The organism is Arthrobacter sp. 24S4-2 (assembly GCF_005280255.1).
Classification (GTDB): Bacteria; Actinomycetota; Actinomycetes; order Actinomycetales; family Micrococcaceae; genus Arthrobacter.
In genome coordinates, this window is the sequence record NZ_CP040018.1 from 5,210,092 (window position 1) to 5,228,208 (window position 18,117).

Consider the following 18,117-nt stretch of genomic DNA (forward strand, 5'->3'; position numbering starts at 1 on the left):
CGGAGGGACCATCCCGCGCCCTGCCCCTATGCCGCCAGCGGGGAGCCGAACATTTCCGCGGCGCGCCGCAACAGGTGCTCCGGGACGTCAGCTTCGCCGCCGCGTTCGGTCCGGCCAAGGAACACAGCTGTTCCGCGGGCCGCGTCTGACAGGTCGAGGCCGGCCTCGTAGATGAGTTGCGCCGCGCGGATGTTCGGCGGCAGGTTCATGGAGTGGCCTTCGGCGTTGAGGTAAACATGCCAATCGCCGCGGCTGACGGACTCCAGATGTCCCCCGACCAGCACCTGCAGGACATCCGGGGTAGCGTCGAGGGCCACGGTTCGCAGGGCTTCGTTCAACCGGACCGGAATGACAAGGGCGGTACAAGTGGTGCTCATTTTTTGTCCTCATTACTGACAACTGAAATGCCCTTCAATCTGTTCCCCTGAACGGCGGTTTTGACCGGCTCCGTAACGTGGATTTAGGCCCGGTAAAGGGGGCCCAGCGTGTCAGGGTTCCAGTGTCTGGGCCAGCCCGGCCAGGACAGGCTCGCGGCCAAGCTCGATGTGCGAGTACGCGAGCGAATACGCCAGATCCGCCTTCCCGGCAAGGATGGCATTGCACAGTTCCATGTGTTCGTCACGCTGGAGTTCGTTGCTGCGGTTGTGCGCCAGGCCAAAGATCCAGCGCATGCGTCCGAAGAGCGGTTTTACCGATTCGATGAGGAGGCGGCTGCCGGAAAGCCGGACGATTTCGGCATGGAATTCGGCACTGAGCCGCGCGACGTCGTCCCCCCGCCCGCCGTCGATCGCGTCCCGGGTTTCGTCCAGCAGCTCCTGAAGCAGGCGACCGGATTCGCCCCCGGATACACGCGTGGCTGCCATCCGCGCAGCAAAGGTTTCCAGGCAAAGCCTGACGTCGAACAGCTCGTGCACGTCGGTGAGGGTCAGCCGGCGCACCACGGCGCCGCGGCGCGGGAATGTCTCCACAAAGCCGTCCTGCTCCAGTCGCTGGATGGCTTCCCGGACCGGAATCCGTGAGACGTCATAGAGTTCGGAGAGCTCGCGTTCGCGCAGCCGCATGCCCTGCTCATATTTTCCGGCCACGATGCCCTCGAGGACCAGCTGGTAGACGTGCTCGGCGCGGGCTTCGTCGTCGCGGCCGTTCAGCGTTTCGGGCACAGGCTTGGCCACGTTCGCATTCCCCTCCGTACAGTCACCTTCGGGGCCGGAGGCACGGCCCCGCTCAGTGTTCCACCCGAGCATACACGGGCGGAAACAGCTCGGCCGCGGTCCTGCGGGACGCATCCCGCAGCGGGTATGCGGCCCGCATTTTGTCGAAGAGTTCCTGCCCCGTGCGACCTCGGGTACCCGAGGTCGACGCCGTCAATTAGCCGAGCCGGGGTGCGCTCGGCGGCTTGCCGCAGCGTCAGATGTGACCGGATCCGTAACATTGCTTACCCACCGGTAAAGGCGGACGGGCCGTGACTAGCCAAGAGGGGGCACCATCCCGCATGCTTGCTCCATGTCCTCAGTGTCGAGCCCATACCGGATCATCGCGGTCTGCACCGGAAATATCTGCCGGTCCCCGATGGCCGAGCTGATGCTGGCCGAGGCCTTCGCAGCAGCGGGGCTCGCCGGCGCCGTCGTCGTGGATTCAGCCGGAACCACTGCCTATGAGGCCGGCCGCCCCATCGATCCCCGGGCCGCCCGCAAACTGGCTGCCCACAAGCTGGCCTCGGACCGGCACATTGCGCGGGAGTGGAGGCCCGAGTGGTTCCGTGACCGCCACCTGATCCTCGCCCTCGATGTTGACCACTACGGCTGGCTCCGGGCCACTGCCCCGGGTGGGGAAGCGCTGGCGCGAATCCGGATGCTGCGCAGCTTCGATCCGGCCGTGGCCGGCAGGGACCTCCTGGACCAGGGCATCGAGGACCCCTGGTACGGCGGTCACGCGGACTTTGAGGTCACCTGGGACCTCATCAAGGCGGCCGTTCCGGGAATCGTGGAGCATGTCCGCCAGGAAGTGCGGCAACAGAACCAGCCCGGGCAGCAGGTACGCTCTATTTCATGACCCCTGCACCCGTGATCATTGCCATAGACGGCCGGTCCGGCGCAGGAAAAACCACCCTTGCAATCGAGCTTGCCGCCCGGCTGCGGGAGCACCGCAAAGTGTCGCTGTTCCACCTGGAGGACATCTATCCCGGCTGGAACGGGCTCGCGGCGGGCATTGAACGGTACATCACCACGGTGCTGGCCCCGCTCCGCCGCGGGGAGGCCGCCGAATGGGTCAGCTGGGACTGGGCCAGCCACTATGACGGCAAGGCCCGCACCACGCTGCCGGCAGAAATCGTGATCGTAGAAGGTGTCGGGGCCGCGGCCGAAGCGGCCCGCCCACTGCTGGATGCCGTGATCTGGGCCGAGTCGTCCGACGATGAACGGCGCACCCGCGCCCTGGCGCGGGACGGCAGCACGTACGAACCGTTCTGGGACCAGTGGGCGGCGCAGGAAGAGGCGTGGCTGGCGGCGGACGCCGTACAGGAGCACACCGACGTCCGCGTCTCCAACCGGGCAGACGGCAGCGCGCCGGACGACGTCCTGCAGGCGCTCCAGTACCTTCCCGCCCTCGCTTCAGTGCTGCTGCCTGAACTCTCGGCGCGCCGCGGCCTCCAGCTCCACGCCGAGCGGCTGGATGCCGGGCCGGATGCCGCCCGGCTTTTCGATGCCCTCTTCGGCCGCTCGCCGAATGCCGTGTGGCTGGATTCTTCCCTGCCGCCGGAGGGCAAAGCCGCCGAGCGCAGTCGGTTCAGCATTATGGCGGACGACGGCGGCCGGTTCGGCCAGCACGTCAGGCACCGTTCCGGAAGGACGACGCTGACCACCGGCACCGCCACGGTGGAAACCGCCGGACCGTTCTTCCGGTGGCTGGACGGCGTCTGGGGCCGCCGCGCCCTCCGTGCACCCGAGGGCTATGCCTGCGAGTTCACCCTGGGCTGGCTGGGATACCTCGGGTACGAACTCAAACGCGAAACCGGCGGCAGCGACGTCCCCTCCGGCACGCCGGACGCCGCCCTCATCTTCGCGGGCCGCGCCGTGGTCCTGGACCACCTTGAACACAGTGTCTGGCTCCTGGCCCTGGAAGCACCCGACACCGCGGAGTGGCTGAAGCATGCCCGCGCGGCGGTCACTGCGGTCACCGCGCCTGCAGCGCAGGCCGAAGCGGTCGAAAGCGCCGCCGGCGGCACCAGTAGCCATGGCGCCCCCGCCTTCACCGGCCGCGACACAGAACGGGACTACAAACTCAAGATCGCCGACGCCCAGCACGAAATCGCCGAGGGGAACACGTACGAGGTCTGCCTCACCACCGCCGTGAGTGCCTCGGTGCCGGCCGGACCAGGCGGCACCGCGGGACTGGACCCCTGGCGCGCCTACCTGGCGCTGCGCCGGAAGAACCCGGCGCCGTTCGCCAGCTACCTGCGGTTCGGTGAGCTCACCGTGGCCAGCACGTCGCCGGAGCGTTTCCTGAAAATAGCGGCCGACGGCGGCATGCGCGCCGAGCCGATCAAAGGTACCCGGCCCGGGCCGCGGAACCTGCCCGGGACGAGGAACTGCGGAGCGACCTGGCGTCCTCCCCCAAGGACCGGGCCGAGAACATCATGATCGTTGACCTGCTCCGCAACGATCTCAGCCACTTCGCCGTGGCCGGATCCGTCACTGTCAGCCGGCTCTGCGCGATCGAAAGTTACGCCACGGTCCACCAGATGGTCAGCACCATCGATGCGAAGCTGAAACCCGGGCTGCCGCGTGCCGAAGCTGTTGCGGCGTGCTTTCCCGCCGGCTCCATGACGGGGGCTCCGAAGATCAGCACCATGGCCATCCTGGACCGTCTGGAAGGAGCGCCGCGCGGGGTCTATTCGGGCGCCATCGGCTACTTTTCCCTCAGCGGGGCCATGGACACGGCCGTGGCCATCCGGACACTGGTGATCCGGGCCGACGGTGCGGGCCGCACGGAACTGAGCCTCGGCGTCGGCGGCGCCATCACAGCGGATTCCTCGCAGCAGGAGGAGTACGACGAAATCCGGACCAAGGCGTACGGCGTCCTCGCCGCGCTCGGCACGGGATTCCCCGAAAGCTGACGCCCGCCTACTGCAGGGTGGCCGTGAGCCGCGCGACGTTGTCCACGTATTTGGCCGCCATGGGCCGCTGCATCCAGTCCTCGAGCTTGAGCTCGTGGGAAATGTCCCGGTAGGTGTCCTCCACGGCACGCATCTTGGCCACGATGTCGGCGCCCAGGAGCATCACCGAAACCTCCAGGTTGAGCGAGAAGGACCTCATGTCCATGTTGCTGGAGCCCAGGACGGCAACTTCGTTGTCGATGGTGAAGTGCTTTGCGTGGAGCACGAACGGTGCCTTGTACAGGTAGATCCGCACGCCCGCTTCCAGCAGCGCCTCGTAGTAGGACCGCTGCGCGTGGTGGACCAGGAACTGGTCCCCCTTTTCGGATACGAAAAGTTCGACGTCGACGCCCCGCTGCGCCGCCGTCGTCACCGCATAGAGCAGCGAATCATCCGGAACGAAGTACGGGCTGCAGATGGAGATCTTGTGCTGGGCGGAGTAGATGAGGGTGTTGAAGAGGCGCAGGTTGTTCTCGGTGATGAAGCCGGGGCCGCTGGGAACGGCCTGGGCGGTCACGCCGCCCGGCGCAATCTCGGGCCGGTGGGCCAGCTGGTCCTCGAGCGATTCGTCCGTCTCACTGAGCCAGTCGGTGGCGAACACAACGTTGAGCGTGGTGACAATCGGCCCGCGCAGGCTGGCCATGAGCTCCACCCATTCACGCCCCACTTTGCGGTGGCGGGGGTTGTTGTAGGAGGGCTCGATCAGGTTCTGGGAACCCGTGAAGGCGATTTCGCCGTCGATCACCATGATCTTGCGGTGGTTGCGCAGGTCCGGACGGCGCCACTGCCCGTGCACCGGCCGCAGCGGCAGCATGGGCCGCCACTGGATCTTGCTCGCCTTGAGGCGCCTGATGAGTTTCCGGTAGCCCTTGATCCGCAGGGTGCCGAGGTGGTCGAAGAGCACACGGACCTGGACTCCGCGCTCGGCGGCCTCTTCCAGGGCGGCGAAGAGGTCATCCGTGATGTGGTCGGTGCTCATGATGTAGAACTCGGCGTTGACGAATTCCTTCGCCTCGCGCACGGCGGCCGCCATGGCGTTGATGGAGTCGGGGTATCCAGGCAGGAGCTCAACGCTGTTACCGTCCACCATGGGCAGGGACCCCAGTGTCTTGTTCAGTTCCGCGGCGGACGCCACCCATTCGGGGCCGCCGTAGCGGCTTTCGACGGCGTCCAGCTGGGACGTGCCGGCCCGGACCCGTTTGTTGACGGCGTCCTGCTGCGCCCGGCGCCTGCGGGACAGCTTGAAGTTCCCGAACAGCAGGAACAGGATCAGGCCGAGGGCCGGGACAAAGAAGATCCCCAGCAGCCACGCCATGGCCGTGGTGGGGCGGCGGTTTCCGGGAATAATCCCCAAAGCCAGCACCCGGATGACCAGGTCAACGAGGCTCAGCGCAAAGACAAGCCACGTGGGCGCGGTGCCCACCAGCGGAAACGGCCACAACACAGACAGACTCCCACGGTTCCTCGCCAGCCGGACCGGTTCCGGAACTGGCGCTCAGCACAGCCTATCCCGCGCAGGGCCGGGAACATCGGTGGGCTGACTGGAGGCCGCGGCTAAGCTGGAGACATGACTTCCGTTGCCCCGGCCACCGTGCTGGTATTCCTTGACCCCCGGTTCGACGACGGCCGGATCGCCGATGCCTCACAGCCGCAGCTGATGGCTACGGACCAGGGCGCCACCCGCGGCGACGGCGTCTTTGAATCAATGCTCGCCCTGGGCGCAAACCCACGAAAACTCGATGCCCACCTGAAGCGCCTGGAAGGTTCCGCCAGGGCACTGGACCTGCAGATTCCCGCCGAGGACGCATGGCGCCGGGCCATCGGGACGGCAGTCAGCGAATACCGTTCCCAGCACCCGGCCGGCACGCCCGAAGAGGACGAGGCCGTGGTGAAGCTGATCTGCACCCGGGGCACCGAAGGCACATCCACGCCCACATGCTGGGTCCAGGCATCGCCGGTTCCCGCAGCCGGCAAGCGTCAGCGGGAGACCGGAATCGACGTCATCCTCCTGGACCGCGGCTACGACAGCGAAGTGGGAGAACGCGCGCCGTGGCTGCTCCTCGGCGCCAAGACGCTTTCCTACGCCGTGAACATGGCCGCCTTGCGGTACGCCCACAAACAGGGGGCGGACGACGTCATCTTCACCTCGTCCGACGGCCGGGTCCTGGAAGGCCCCACATCAACGGTACTGCTCGCGCACCTTGACACGTCCGACGACGGCGCCGGCGGCACCCGCACTGTCCGCCGCCTCATCACGCCCCAGCTGGACAGCGGCATCCTCCCCGGCACCTCGCAGGGCGCACTTTTCGCAGCGGCCAAGGCGGCAGGGTGGGAACTCGGCTACGGGCCGCTGGAACCGCAGGACCTTTTTGATGCCGACGCAGTATGGCTGATTTCGAGCATCCGGCTGCTGGCTCCCGTGAACCACATCGACGGCAAGGAAATCGGCACCCCCGCACTGCGCAAGCAGCTGACCGCCGAGCTCAACGAACTCTTCGCCACGATCGCGTAGGGCTGCTCCCGACGCTCTCTCACTTTTCGTTGGGTTAATCCGGACGCTCTCTCACTTTTCGTCGGGTTAATCCCGACGCTCTCTCACTTTTCGTCTGCTGCCGCGCGGGCGGCCGCCTCGATCCGGGCCCGGTGGGCGACCCATTCTTCGGTGGTCCGCGTGGTCAGATTGGGGTCCCCGGGCCGCTGGCCAGCTGATCCGTCGATGAGCTCGCGGAGGATGTCGGCGTGGCCAAGGTGCTGGGCGGTTTCCACGCACATGTGAACCAGGATCTGGTGCAGTGTCACGTGCCGCCGCTCTTCGGGCCACCACGGCACCACACCAGGTGCGTCCAGCGGGAGGGCGTCAATCGTGGCGTCGCTGTGCTCGGCAGAGAACCGGTGGAGTTCCACGATCTGTTCCCGCGTCTCCTCCGTGCCGGCCCACAGGTCGGCGTCGGGCTCGGCATCATCGTCAAGCCACGGCAGTTCCTTGGGCGCAGGCCGGCCGAAGACCTCGCCGAAGTATCCCAGTTCCACACTTGCCACATGCTTGACCAGGCCCAAGAGGTTCGTGCCAGTCGGCGTCAGCGGCCTGCGGGCGTCGTACTCGTCCAGGCCGTCGAGCTTGCCGAGGAGGTCATCGCGCCGCGTGCGCAAGTAGCGGTGCAGGGTTGCCTTGTCATCCATAGCGGGCACTATACCGATCCTCTCTCACTTCCTGCCTCAAAATCCCCGACGCTCTCCCACTTCCAGCGGGAAAATCACCGACGCTCTCTCACTGGGTCCGAGGGAAAGCCCTGAGGTCCCTTCGTGGACAGTCACCCTGATTGAATGGCGTGATGATTCGAAAGGCGAACCGTGGGGACCTCAGCAGGATGCAGGCCATCGAAGTCAGTGCGGGCGAGCCGTTCCGCGGTCTCGGTATTGCATCCGTCGCCGATGATCCGCCGCTAAGTTCGGATGTGCTGGCAGCTTACGCGGATGCGGGGAGGGCTTGGGTGGCCACGGACAGCTTCGATTATCCGGCGGCGTACATTCTGGTGAGCGAGATCGACGGCTGCGCACACGTCGAGCAGGTTTCCGTGCACGCGCGTCACGCCCGCGAGCGCCTAGGCCAAGCCCTCATCGAAGAAGTAGGACGCTGGGCAGCTGCCTCGGGCCTCCAAGGACTCACCTTGACCACATTTGCGTGCGTGCCTTGGAACGGACCGTACTACGCACGCTTGGGATTTGTGCCGGTTCCTGAGGACCGCTGGTCGCCGGGGCTCCGCGAGATGGTCGCGGAAGAAGCGGCCCACGGTTTGGATGCCTGGCCTCGCGTTGTCATGAAACGGCCGCTCTCCGCCGTCGGTGATCCGCAGGAACTGCGACAGCGTCACCACCCGGACGACAGTAACTGCGACAGCGTCCCGATTCGGGCGGCAGGAAGGGAGAGAGCGTCCCAACCCACGCGACGGGAAATGAGAGAGCGTCCCGATTCGGGCTAGGCTGCCGGGCCGGCCGATCCCGAGACGGACGTCTTCTCTCCGGCAGCGGTGTGCCAGGCGGCCCAGTCCAGCGGCTGGACGGAGGGTCGGCCCAACAGGTATCCCTGCCCGGTGACCATTCCGAGCTCCATGACGGAGCTGAGCTCAGCCTGGGTTTCGATGCCTTCGGCCACCAGGTCCGCGCCGATCTGCCTGGAGAACTCCACCATGGCCGCGCCAAGGGTCTGCTGCCCTGCGCCACGGTCAATCCCGGCGATCATGTTGCGGTCGAGCTTGATGATGTCAGGGCTGAGCTGCTTGACCTGGCTCATCGATCCGAAGCCTGCTCCCGCACCGTCCACGGCCACGCGGAGTCCGCGCTGCCGCAGGGGTGCAAGGGCAGCGACGAGGGGAGCATATTCATCCTCGGCAAGCCGTTCCGTCAGTTCGATGACCATCCGGTCCACGGCCAGCCGGGATTGTTCCACAAACACCCGGAGGCGGGGTCGAGGCACGCGGCCGGTGACAGGTTCAGGCTCACATAGACGTCCGCCGGCAACTGTTCCGCAGCAACAAGGGCTGCCTGCAGTGCGGCGAACTCCAGGTCGGGGCCGAGGCCTACCGCGGCGGCCTCGTTGAACCAGTGATCCGCGCTGGCGCCATCGTCGCTGACAAAACGCGTCAGCGCCTCCGCACCAATAACGTTCCGGCTGGCAAGTTCATGGATGGGCTGGAACGCGGTGAGGAGCATCCTGTCGCCCAGGATCGCCTCAATGCGGCGCCTGCTGCGGCGGGTAAACAGCACGGGCTCGCCGTAGTCCTCATCAGGCAGGGGCAAATCGGGGGTGGGAAGGTTTTCTTCCTGAACCAGGTGCAGGCCGGGCTCGTCCGTCTGCTCGTCGGTGATGCCCCTGGTTGCAATCAGGTGCTCCAGCAGGGCGCGCTCGGGATTTCCCGGGTGTGATTCCATCCGGCTGCGCAACTGGTCTCGAGCCCACTCGCTCTGCGGAGTAGCGTCATCCAGCACAGACTCGATGATGTCCCGCGCCTGTCCGCGGATCGCCGAATCACCAGCGTCCGCGGACGGGATCGACTGGGGTCCCCTGCCCGTCGTCGATGCTCCATCGGTCAATGCTGGAAAAGAAGTCTCATCCATTGACATTGGCTATTCCTTTATAAGTGCTGGTCCCGGCTGAGCCCGGGACCCGTCCGTGGATACACCGCATTCTTAATTCGAGGATGCAGGAACCGCGAACGTTTCAAAAGCGTACAACGCGACCGTGTTGTCTGTCTGTACCTGTCTCCGAACTTGTGTCCGACTCGTGATACTAAGCGGACGCGCTATTCCTCCACGAATTCCGCTGCCAAATGGATGCTGTTGTCCGCCAGCCACACCGGGTTGAACGCCTTGCTTAGGTAGTTGCTGCCCGAGTCGGGGCCATTGCCACCACTACGGATCCGTGCGGGGCGGCGCGCGCAACCCTGAGGGCGGCGGCCACAGCCAGTCCCGAGGAGGGCCCCAGGGACAGCCCCTCCTCGTTCAGCAGCAGGTGCTCGGTGGTGTAAACCTCGTTGTTGGGGATGCGCAGGAAGCGGTCCACGATGCCGCGGTCGAAGATCTTGGGCCACTCGGCTTCCGGCCAGGAATTCCCTACCCCGTCCACCAGGATCTCGCCGGGGTGGCCGCCGCTGTATACGGAGCCGAAGGGATCCGCGGCGATCACCTCAACGTGTCCGCCCGTCTTTTCCTTCAGGTATCGGCCGGTGCCGCTGATGGTGCCGCCGGTGCCGATGCCGGCCACTAAATGCGTTATCTTGCCGGAGGTCTGCTGCCAGATTTCCGGTGCCGTTCCTTCGTAGTGGGCCAGCGGGTTGGCGGGGTTGTCGAACTGCTGCGGCCGCCAGGCGCCCGGATTTTCCGCCGTGATCCGGGCCGCCACAGCCCGCGCGTTCTCCGGCGACTCCGCCGGCGCCGTCCAGTCCGTCATCACCACCCGGGCGCCATATCGGTGCAGGGCTGCGAGCTTTTCCGACGAAATCGTGTCCCCGGTGACCACCACCACAGGATGTCCGGTCAGCGCACCGATCAGCGCCAGCCCGATCCCGGTGTTCCCCGAGGTGCTCTCCACGATGGTCGCACCTGCCCGGAGCTCGCCGCTGCGCTCCGCGGCGCGCACCATGCTCAGCGCGGTGCGGTCCTTGATGGAGCCGCCGGGATTGTCAGATTCCAGCTTGGCGTAGACAGTACTGCCCAGCCCTCTGCTCAGGACGTTCAAGGGCACCAGCAGAGTGTTTCCCACCTGCGCCAGCACGGCGGCAGCGTCCGCCGCAACGTCAGCTTCCTGAACCGCGTGCCTGCCTGTCATGGTGCTCATGCTCACCTTTCCACTCCGCCCTTGACGGCGCCGCTGAGGCCGCCCCGGAGGGCGCCGTTCAAGAAGCCGTTCAAGAAGCCGTCCAGGGCACCATTGAGGGCGCCGTTCAGTTCGGCGCGCGCCTGGTCCACCAAGTCTGCCGCCGGCAAGTGCCGGGCCAGCAGCCCGGAAAGAAGGTCGACGACGACGCCGGTCCCCTTCCCCAGCGGACGCACCGCCCGCGCTTCCGCCCCGCCCAGCAGATACACGGCGGTGAGGGCCTCGATCGCGAGCAATTTTTCGGCCGCGTCCACGGATCTCTCCAGCTGCTGCAAGGCCAGCGGCGCCAAAGTGGAGTGGTCCTCCACATCCGCGGACAGTGTGGGTGCACCCAGGGTGGCCGGCCCCGCGAGGGCCTTGAGCTCGGCCAGCAGCCCGGCCGCCGAATACCAGAGAAGACCGGGCAGCTGTTCCGATTCGAGGGCAGCCCCGTTCCTGGCTGCCTCGAGGTGGCGCTGACGGATGCGCCGCTGCGGCGGGTAGAGCTTGGCGATCCGGCGTTCGCTGCTGATACCCAGATGGGCCAGCCCCAGCCGCAGCGCCTCGAACGAGAGAGCCAGCTGCATGGGCTGGAAGTTGCCGCCGGAGACCATCCGGCCGGAGGCGAGATCGGTGAGCGGGTTGTCCCCCCGCCCGTTGAGCTCCACCTCCAGTGCGTCTTCCAGGGCAGTGACCTGCCACCTAAAAGCTCCGTGGGTCTGGGGTGCCGCCCGGAAGGACAGCGCGTCCTGCACGGACACCTCCCGGTCAGGATCCTCCAGCCAGCCCCCTTCAAGGAGCCGCAGCACATGGGCCGCCGTGACAGTCTGGCCCGCCACCATCTTGGCCGCCTGCACCGCCGGCGAAAACGGGCTAAGGTTCCCGCCGCCGTCGTGCCGTGCCGTCGCCTCCAGCGACAACGCCAGCGCAGTGTCCGCCAGGTCGGCGAGCCGCAGGCTCCGGTGCAGCACCAGCGCGCCGACGCCGATCGAATAGGAATTGGAGCTGACCAGTGCCAGCGCTTCACCGGGCGCCAGTTCCAGCGGCGCCAGCCCGGCTTCGGCGAGCGCCTGCCCGCCCGGCAGCAGGCCGCCGTCGGGCGATACCGCCCGGCCTTCCCCGATGGCGACGGCGGCCACGGCGGCGAGGTGGGTCAGGTCGGCGGAGCCCACGGACCCATCACGGGGGACCGCCGGCACCACGCCCCGGTTGAGCATTTCGGCATAGAAGCGGGCCGTTTCCGGCCGGACGCCGGAGCCGCCGCGGCTGAAACCCACCAGCCGCGCCAGGATCACCGCGCGGACCTCATCAGCGGCCAGCAACTCCCCACACCGCTGTTGTGGTAGCGCACCACCTGCACCTGGTACGCGAGGATCGACTTCTCGTCCACGGCAGTGTCACGCCCCGAACCGAGCAGGGTGTTCAGTCCGTACACCCTGTGGCCGGAGTCGATGGCCTGCTGCACCACTTCCCGGGAGAGCCCGATCAGCTCCAGCGCGTCCGTGCTCAGGACGAATTTCATGGCCGGATCCGCCGCGGCCTCAGCGATGTCCTTGGCACGCACGTGCGCCGTGCCGATGAGGAAAGTGCTGCCGCCGTTTCCCATGGCGCTAGAAGTCCAGCAGGTTCCGGCGGAACCCGCCGTCGCCATAGCTTGTACGGAGCAGCCCCCGCCGCCGCAGCACCGGCGCCAGGCGATCCAGGACGCCGTGAACAGTGGCCGGGTCTACGAAGCCGGAGAACAGGAACCCGTCCCCACCCACCTGGGCGCCGGTCTCCTCGAGGTACTCCGCAATGTCCTCGGCCGTGCCGATGATGCTGTCGCCCGCGCCGCCGCTGCGTGCCTGCAGGAGCTGGCGCAGCGTGGATCCGGGCGGACCTGCCTTGGCGAAGTGGTCCAGGGTCCCCTGGTTGCTGTTGGTGGTGAGTTCGGGGAGCGGCGCGTCGAGGTCGAACTGTTTGAAGTCGATGACCGAGAGGTAGGAGATGGAGTTCAGCTGGCTGTCGATGTCGCGCTGCGTGAGCTGCCGGCGCTGCTCACGGAGGTCATCAGCCTCGGCGCGGGAGCCCACCACGGTGGGTTTGAGGACGAACAGCACCTTGACGTCGTCTGGGTTCCGGCCGGCCGCGGCGGCCTCCGCCCGGATGGAGTTGCGGTAGTCCTTCATGCCGTCCGCGCCCCGGGCCAGGGCTATTGCGACGTCGGCGTTTGCGCCCGCGAAGGCCTTGCCCCGCGGCGACGCGCCGGCCTGGACCAGCACCGGCTCCTCCGGCAGCGGTGCGGTGTTCAGCGGCCCCCGGACCTTGAAGAACTCGCCGTTGTGGTTGATCGGATGGACCTTCGTGTGGTCCGCAAAGACGCCCGCTTCCGCGTCCTCCAGGATGGCGTCGGGGGCCCAGCTGCGCCAGAGTTTGCGGACAACGACCACGAACTCCTCGGCTTTCTCGTAGCGGAGGTCATGCTCGATCTGCTGGTCCAGCCCGTAGTTCTGCGCGGCAAGGTCGCTGCCGGACGTCACCACGTTCCAGCCCAGCTGGCCGTTGGAAAAGTGCTGCAGGGTGGCCAGCAGCCGGGCTGCCGTAAACGGCGGGTAGAAAGAGGCGCTGACCGTGGGAACAATGCCCAGGTGTTCCGCGGCGGAGAGCAGGTACGGGACCAGTGCCAGCGGATCGTGCTTGGGCGCAAAGGACGCCTGCGCCAGCGACACCTCGGCACTGCCGCCGTAGGTGTCCGGAACCGTGAGGGAGTCCTCGATGATGAACAGGTCCAGCCCGGCCCGCTCGAATTCGCGCACGGCGTGCTGATAGAGCGCCGGCTTTTTCCAGTCGTAGCCGACGCCGTAGCCGGGCGTTCCCCAGCCCTGGACGCCAAATCCGTGACCCACAAACCAACCGAAGTGCAGCATGGGACTGACTGTATTCCCGTTGGATCTGTTCACGGCTGCCTGGTTTCATCCGGCGTTACAGCGGTTCATCTCCCGTCATTATCCTCCCGGTGCGGCCATTTGTAACTGCAACGCAGGGTCATGTACGGGCCGCAATAACCCCCGATTGGCTCCGGGTTGATTGCGCATTGCGCGTGGTCCCGTTACGGAAGATGACGACGACGGCGGTGCGGGCCGCCGTCGTAAGTGTTACGTTTTTGGGGAGTAATGAGAACCGGTGCCAAGCCCTGACTGGCCGGTCGGCAACCCTCCCTTTCGCGGCGGGGTGCCTCAGGTGAATACTCGGCATATCGACCAATTCGAGCTGCAAGCGTGAGAGAAGGAGACCCGTCGTGTCTGACGCCCCCGCCCAACTGGTTCCGGCCGCCGCCCCGGCTGCCGCTGGCCAGGACCTGTCCCAGGAAAAGCTGGCGTACCGCCTGATCACCGGCCCGGATGACCGTTCCTTCTGCGAGCGCATCTCCGCGGCGCTGGCCGAAGGCTACGTCCTGCACGGGAGCCCGGCGGCCACGTTCAACGGCACCACCGTGATCGTTGCGCAGGCTGTGATCCTTCCGGCAGCCATCGCCACTGCCGACGCTGCTGTGGCAACCGCGGTGGACGAGCTCGACTTCGACGCCGACTTCCCCGGCGACGGTTTCGAGGGGCACGCGTGAGCTACGCCGGAGACCTGAGCCCGCAGGACGCCTGGGCCAAGCTGGAACAGGGCGCAGTCCTGGTGGATGTCCGCACCGAGGGCGAGTGGGCGCATATCGGCATCCCGGAAACGGCGTCCGCCAACGAAAAGCGAAATGATCCCCTCTTCATCCAGTGGACCTTCCCCGGCGGCATCCCCAACCCGGATTTCGTCGACCAGCTGAAGCAGCAGGCTCCGGAGGACACCGGCGTCGAATTGGTGTTCCTTTGCCGTTCCGGCGCGCGCTCGGTGGCCGCCGCAATTGCCGCCACGCAGGCCGGGTTCACGGCCTACAACGTCCTTGAAGGCTTTGAGGGCGAACCGGACCGATGGGGCGAGCGCACCGTCAACGGCTGGAAGAACCGCGGCCTGCCCACCAACCTCGGAAAGAACTAAGTGACCTTCAACCCCGACGCCGCCGGCTGGAGCCCTGACACCCAGGCTGTTCGCGGCGGTCTTGACCGCACCAATTTCCAGGAGACCGCGGAGCCGATCTTCCTGAACTCCGGCTTCGTGTATGAATCCGCGGCAGCTGCCGAGCGCGCCTTCACCGGCGAGGACGAACGGTTTGTGTACTCCCGCTACGGCAATCCCTCCGTGGCCACGTTCCAGGAGCGGCTCCGGTTGCTCGAAGGCACCGAAGCGTGCTTTGCGACGGCGTCGGGAATGTCCGCCGTCTTCACGGCACTGGGTGCCCTGCTGGCTGCCGGTGACCGCGTTGTGGCCGCACGCTCGCTGTTCGGCTCCTGCTTTGTGATCCTGAACGAGATCCTGCCCCGGTGGGGCGTGGAAACTGTGTTTGTGGACGGCCCGGACCTTGAGCAGTGGCGCGCCGCCCTTTCGGAGCCGACGACGGCGGTCTTCTTCGAGTCGCCGTCCAACCCGATGCAGGAAATCGTGGACATCGCCGCTGTCAGCGAACTGGCACACGCGGCAGGGGCGACCGTCGTCGTCGACAACGTCTTTGCCACTCCCCTACTGCAGCGCTGCGGCGAACTCGGTGCCGACGTGATCGTTTACTCCGGCACCAAGCACATCGACGGCCAGGGCCGGGTCCTTGGCGGTGCCATCCTGGGCACCAAGGAGTTCATCGACGGACCGGTCAAGCAGCTCATGCGCCATACCGGGCCGGCGCTGTCCGCATTCAACGCCTGGGTCCTGACCAAGGGCCTGGAAACCATGGCGCTGCGCGTCAACCATTCCTCCGCCTCCGCACTTCGCCTGGCCGAGTGGCTTGAGGAGCAGCCCGCCGTCAGCTGGGTCAAGTACCCGCTCCTGAAATCCCACCCGCAGTACGAACTGGCCGCCAAGCAGATGAAGGCCGGCGGCACAGTGCTCACGCTGGAGCTTTCAGCGTCCGGGGGCCGTACGGCGAAGGAGGCCGCCTTCGCGCTGCTGGATTCGCTGCGGATCATCGACATCTCCAACAACCTCGGCGATGCGAAGTCACTGATCACCCACCCGGCCACCACCACGCACCGCGCCATGGGTCCGGAAGGCCGTGCGGCCATCGGGCTGAGCGACGGCGTGGTGCGGCTGTCCGTGGGGCTCGAGGATGTTGACGACCTCATCCGCGACCTGGAGCAGGCACTCAAGCAGATCTGACCAACGCAGATCGGAATAGCGCGAACGAACAGCGCGAACGGGCAGATACGGCCCTGATTCCTGCATTTTGAGGGCCTTAACTGACCGTTCGCGCTAAAAAAGCGCCTTGCGGGTCACCCGGCGCCCCTCCGTCAACCGTGGGTTCTGGCTCTGGCCGCTACCGCTGGGGGGATACCCGGGTGGTGGCGCAGTGGGATGACGTTGGTGTGGCCGAGGCGTCGGTTCCCATCAGTGGCGAACTGGTTGCGGCCGCGGTGCCGGAGGTGCGGAAGTACTGGGTCTCGCTGTAGGTTCGGCTAGGCCCAGAATGCGTCGCCTTTCGCGGTGTCCTGGAAGAACTCCCGCCCCTCGGTGATCTTGCCGTCAGCCACCCGGAATGCAATTGCGCCGTCCTGGTCCAGGGCCCGGCCGCCGTTCTCTGCACGGTTGTTCTGCACCGCAACGGTGTTGGTTTCCCCACCGATGATCTCCTCAACGGTCACCTTCAGGTTGCCTCCGGAACGCGTTCCGAGTTCACCGAAATAGGCCAGGATGGCGTCGCGCCCCTCCTTCTTTCCGGACAGCACGCCGTCTCCGGCCACATGCCAGACTGCATCCTCCGCGAACATCTCGCCAAGGGTTGCCATGTCACCTGCGTTGAAGGCCTCGTAGCCGCGCCGGACCAGTTCAACATTCTCCTGGGTTCCCATATCGGGTACCTCTCCGTCATCGTCGTCGGGTAATTCTCGGACGGTTCAAGGCTATTCCCGCGGAATTTGCTTGTCGATGGGTCAGGTGTCCAGCTCCCAGTGGACGCGGATGGCATCGGCAACGGGCGCGGCGCCGACATCCACCCGGAAAGCCACCGGCGCTGTCCCCGTCTCTTCGATAACGGTGTCGTGGTAGACGCGGCCACAGGAGGGCACAGGGTATAGAGGTCCTCGTCGTCCGGCCAGGCAGCCAGCCCGGCAGGGACGGGTGTGTCCCCGCCAGGGTGAACAGGCATGCCGTCGGAGTTGGCTTGTATCAGTCCTTCATCGCCCACCGTGTTCCCGCAGACGCACACGATGGTGGTGACATCGTGGTCGGTGACTTTGGCGTATTCGGGTTCCATGGCGCGCTCCGGGGGTAGTTGGGCCTTAATCAGGACTGGCGGACGCGCAACAGCACCGGCGCCTGCTCCTCTGCGGTGGCGGCTTCGGCCCGGCTCATACTGACTTCCACAGAGTGGGCCACCACGGCGGCCAGGCCGGCGGCGGCGTCCGCGGTTGCAGCGAGTCCTTGCTGCATGGCACGGCGCTGCTGTTCGGAGCCCGTCCCGCGGGCAAGGATCCTACGGACGCCCTTCCGGGCCAATTCCAGCTCGCCCTGTTCCGCCAGGACGGGTGCCACGTACTCCACCAGCGCCTCCACCACCTCAGCGGCGGGTGCCGGACGGAATGTGCCGAAATCGAGCAAGTCACCGCGAAGGCCGCAATTGCTGGCCTGCCATGCCGCCATCTTCAGGAGCACGGTGGGTACCGGAGCCGGGTCCACACCGGCCAGCCATTCCCTGCTGGCAGATTCCACCAGGCCGCGCACCAGCACGGCAATTAGGGCGGCGTCCTCCGCCTGCAGGCAGACGTCGGCCACACGGACTTCCACGGTGGGGTGGTTACGGGAGAGCCGCGCATCGAAATAGATCATGCCCTCATCCAGCAGCACGCCGCTGTCCAGCAGCCGGGTCACCACGCGACGATACATGGAGTGGGTACCGAAGATCTGGGACGGCCCCGACGTCGGCCAGCGGTTCCAGGCCTGCGTGCGGTAACTCTCGAACCCGGTCTCCACACCATTCCAATATGGCGAGTTCGCGCTGAGTGCGGTGAGCACCGCCAGCTTGTCCCTGATCCGGTCAATGACGGCCACACCCTCTTCGGGCGACTCGACGAAAGTGTGGACGTGGAAGCCGCACGTCAGCTGTTCATGGACGGTGAGCCCAAACCGCTCCTGCATGGTGGCGTAGCGGGGGTTCGGCGTGGTGTGCGTTGTAGAGGCGATGGGCGATGTTGCCAGCGCCGCCACCCGGGCATCGTGTTTCTTCGCAGCATTGTCCGCCAAGGCGCGGCCCTGGCGGATCTGCAGGAGCAGCTCCTCATAGTTCAGGCAGGGACGCGTCTGCGTCTCGATCTGCTCAAGTTTCAGCTCGGCAGTCAGGCCGGTGCCGCCGTCGTCATGGGTTGCATCATGGGGATCCGGGAGCCGGGGCTTGTCCGGTGCGTCGTCGGCAGCGAGCTTCCGCCCTGTCAGGAGGGCGTCCGCCAGCGCCAGCGGCTCCCCGGTCACGGGGTCCACAATCAGCAGCTCTTCCTCAACCCCGAAAGTTCGCATGCATACATTGTGCCCCCGTGACGCGCCGTAAGACAGG

General features: G+C 66.5%; 18 protein-coding genes, 2 pseudogenes and 1 riboswitch. Of the genes and pseudogenes, 8 read left to right on the plus strand and 12 right to left on the minus strand.

All coding sequences use genetic code 11. From position 1 onward, the window contains the following. Window positions 1-26: 26 nt before the first annotated feature. Both FCN77_RS24220 and FCN77_RS24225 read right to left on the minus strand, forming a co-directional pair. Window positions 27-377 (minus strand): DUF3846 domain-containing protein, encoded by a 351-nt coding sequence (locus FCN77_RS24220; RefSeq protein WP_137324333.1) that lies wholly within the window; start codon window positions 375-377, stop codon window positions 27-29. A 111-nt stretch (window positions 378-488) separates the two neighbouring features. After that, window positions 489-1,172: a GntR family transcriptional regulator gene (locus FCN77_RS24225; RefSeq protein WP_254678736.1), complete on the minus strand. Its 684-nt coding sequence runs from the start codon at window positions 1,170-1,172 to the stop codon at window positions 489-491. Window positions 1,173-1,503: 331 nt separating this feature from the next. Between FCN77_RS24225 and FCN77_RS24230 the strand changes: the two genes are divergently transcribed. After that, on the plus strand, window positions 1,504-2,052 hold the full coding sequence (locus FCN77_RS24230; RefSeq protein WP_137324335.1) for a low molecular weight protein-tyrosine-phosphatase: 549 nt from the start codon (window positions 1,504-1,506) through the stop codon (window positions 2,050-2,052). Then, window positions 2,049-4,114: pseudogene (gene pabB, locus FCN77_RS24235) on the plus strand (aminodeoxychorismate synthase component I). Before FCN77_RS24230 ends, pabB begins: the two are co-directional and overlap by 4 nt. Window positions 4,115-4,121: 7 nt before the next feature. Here pabB and cls read toward each other — a convergent pair. After that, on the minus strand, window positions 4,122-5,597 hold the full coding sequence (gene cls / locus FCN77_RS24240) for a cardiolipin synthase (RefSeq protein WP_175417383.1): 1,476 nt from the start codon (window positions 5,595-5,597) through the stop codon (window positions 4,122-4,124). 123 nt (window positions 5,598-5,720) lie between these two features. On the opposite strand from cls, the gene FCN77_RS24245 reads away from it, so the two are divergent. After that, window positions 5,721-6,665: an aminodeoxychorismate lyase gene (locus FCN77_RS24245; RefSeq protein ID WP_137324336.1), complete on the plus strand. Its 945-nt coding sequence runs from the start codon at window positions 5,721-5,723 to the stop codon at window positions 6,663-6,665. An 83-nt stretch (window positions 6,666-6,748) separates the two neighbouring features. Here FCN77_RS24245 and FCN77_RS24250 read toward each other — a convergent pair whose 3' ends face one another. Beyond that, window positions 6,749-7,333, minus strand: coding sequence for a DinB family protein (locus FCN77_RS24250; RefSeq protein ID WP_137324950.1), 585 nt, complete (start codon window positions 7,331-7,333; stop codon window positions 6,749-6,751). A 152-nt stretch (window positions 7,334-7,485) separates the two neighbouring features. On the opposite strand from FCN77_RS24250, the gene FCN77_RS24255 reads away from it, so the two are divergent. Beyond that, complete coding sequence (locus tag FCN77_RS24255; RefSeq protein ID WP_137324337.1) at window positions 7,486-8,133, plus strand: GNAT family N-acetyltransferase; 648 nt, start codon at window positions 7,486-7,488, stop codon at window positions 8,131-8,133. Here the strand turns inward: FCN77_RS24255 and FCN77_RS27250 are convergent. The 5 genes and pseudogenes from FCN77_RS27250 to FCN77_RS24275 all read right to left on the minus strand — a co-directional run bounded on the left by FCN77_RS27250 (window position 8,130) and on the right by FCN77_RS24275 (window position 13,411). After that, window positions 8,130-8,570, minus strand: coding sequence for an EAL domain-containing protein (locus FCN77_RS27250; RefSeq protein ID WP_254679063.1), 441 nt, complete (start codon window positions 8,568-8,570; stop codon window positions 8,130-8,132). The two genes, FCN77_RS24255 and FCN77_RS27250, sit on opposite strands and share 4 nt — an antisense overlap. Next, complete coding sequence (locus FCN77_RS27255) at window positions 8,555-9,268, minus strand: EAL domain-containing protein (protein WP_254678737.1); 714 nt, start codon at window positions 9,266-9,268, stop codon at window positions 8,555-8,557. Before FCN77_RS27255 ends, FCN77_RS27250 begins: the two co-directional genes overlap by 16 nt. Before the next feature lie 256 nt (window positions 9,269-9,524). Further along, the gene (locus FCN77_RS24265; RefSeq protein ID WP_254678738.1) at window positions 9,525-10,487 is read right to left on the minus strand and encodes a PLP-dependent cysteine synthase family protein; all 963 of its coding nucleotides are present in this window, start codon (window positions 10,485-10,487) and stop codon (window positions 9,525-9,527) included. Between the two features lie 2 nt (window positions 10,488-10,489). After that, window positions 10,490-12,156 (minus strand): annotated as a pseudogene (locus tag FCN77_RS24270) (aromatic amino acid ammonia-lyase). Next, window positions 12,116-13,411, minus strand: a complete 1,296-nt coding sequence (locus FCN77_RS24275) for an NtaA/DmoA family FMN-dependent monooxygenase (protein WP_137324338.1) — start codon at window positions 13,409-13,411, stop codon at window positions 12,116-12,118. Before FCN77_RS24275 ends, FCN77_RS24270 begins: the two are co-directional and overlap by 41 nt. Window positions 13,412-13,653: 242 nt before the next feature. Then, window positions 13,654-13,769, plus strand: a riboswitch (SAM riboswitch). Window positions 13,770-13,842: 73 nt separating this feature from the next. On the opposite strand from FCN77_RS24275, the gene FCN77_RS24280 reads away from it, so the two are divergent. The 4 genes from FCN77_RS24280 to FCN77_RS26460 all read left to right on the plus strand — a co-directional run bounded on the left by FCN77_RS24280 (window position 13,843) and on the right by FCN77_RS26460 (window position 16,021). Beyond that, on the plus strand, window positions 13,843-14,106 hold the full coding sequence (locus FCN77_RS24280) for a DUF1737 domain-containing protein (RefSeq protein WP_137324951.1): 264 nt from the start codon (window positions 13,843-13,845) through the stop codon (window positions 14,104-14,106). Further along, window positions 14,103-14,522 carry a rhodanese-like domain-containing protein gene (locus FCN77_RS24285; RefSeq protein ID WP_137324339.1) on the plus strand — a complete coding sequence of 140 codons (420 nt, stop codon included), beginning with the start codon at window positions 14,103-14,105 and terminating at the stop codon, window positions 14,520-14,522. Before FCN77_RS24280 ends, FCN77_RS24285 begins: the two co-directional genes overlap by 4 nt. Next, window positions 14,523-15,731: an O-succinylhomoserine sulfhydrylase gene (locus FCN77_RS24290; RefSeq protein ID WP_137324340.1), complete on the plus strand. Its 1,209-nt coding sequence runs from the start codon at window positions 14,523-14,525 to the stop codon at window positions 15,729-15,731. It begins immediately after the preceding gene. A 137-nt stretch (window positions 15,732-15,868) separates the two neighbouring features. Next, complete coding sequence (locus FCN77_RS26460) at window positions 15,869-16,021, plus strand: hypothetical protein (protein ID WP_217496199.1); 153 nt, start codon at window positions 15,869-15,871, stop codon at window positions 16,019-16,021. A gap of 6 nt (window positions 16,022-16,027) precedes the next feature. Here FCN77_RS26460 and FCN77_RS24295 read toward each other — a convergent pair whose 3' ends face one another. From FCN77_RS24295 to FCN77_RS24305, 3 genes are all read right to left on the minus strand, one after another. Then, complete coding sequence (locus tag FCN77_RS24295) at window positions 16,028-16,420, minus strand: nuclear transport factor 2 family protein (protein ID WP_137324341.1); 393 nt, start codon at window positions 16,418-16,420, stop codon at window positions 16,028-16,030. A gap of 81 nt (window positions 16,421-16,501) precedes the next feature. Beyond that, the gene (locus FCN77_RS27445; RefSeq protein ID WP_302646258.1) at window positions 16,502-16,636 is read right to left on the minus strand and encodes a hypothetical protein; all 135 of its coding nucleotides are present in this window, start codon (window positions 16,634-16,636) and stop codon (window positions 16,502-16,504) included. 217 nt (window positions 16,637-16,853) lie between these two features. Beyond that, on the minus strand, window positions 16,854-18,080 hold the full coding sequence (locus tag FCN77_RS24305; RefSeq protein ID WP_137324342.1) for a glutamate--cysteine ligase: 1,227 nt from the start codon (window positions 18,078-18,080) through the stop codon (window positions 16,854-16,856). Between the last annotated feature and the right edge of the window lie 37 nt (window positions 18,081-18,117).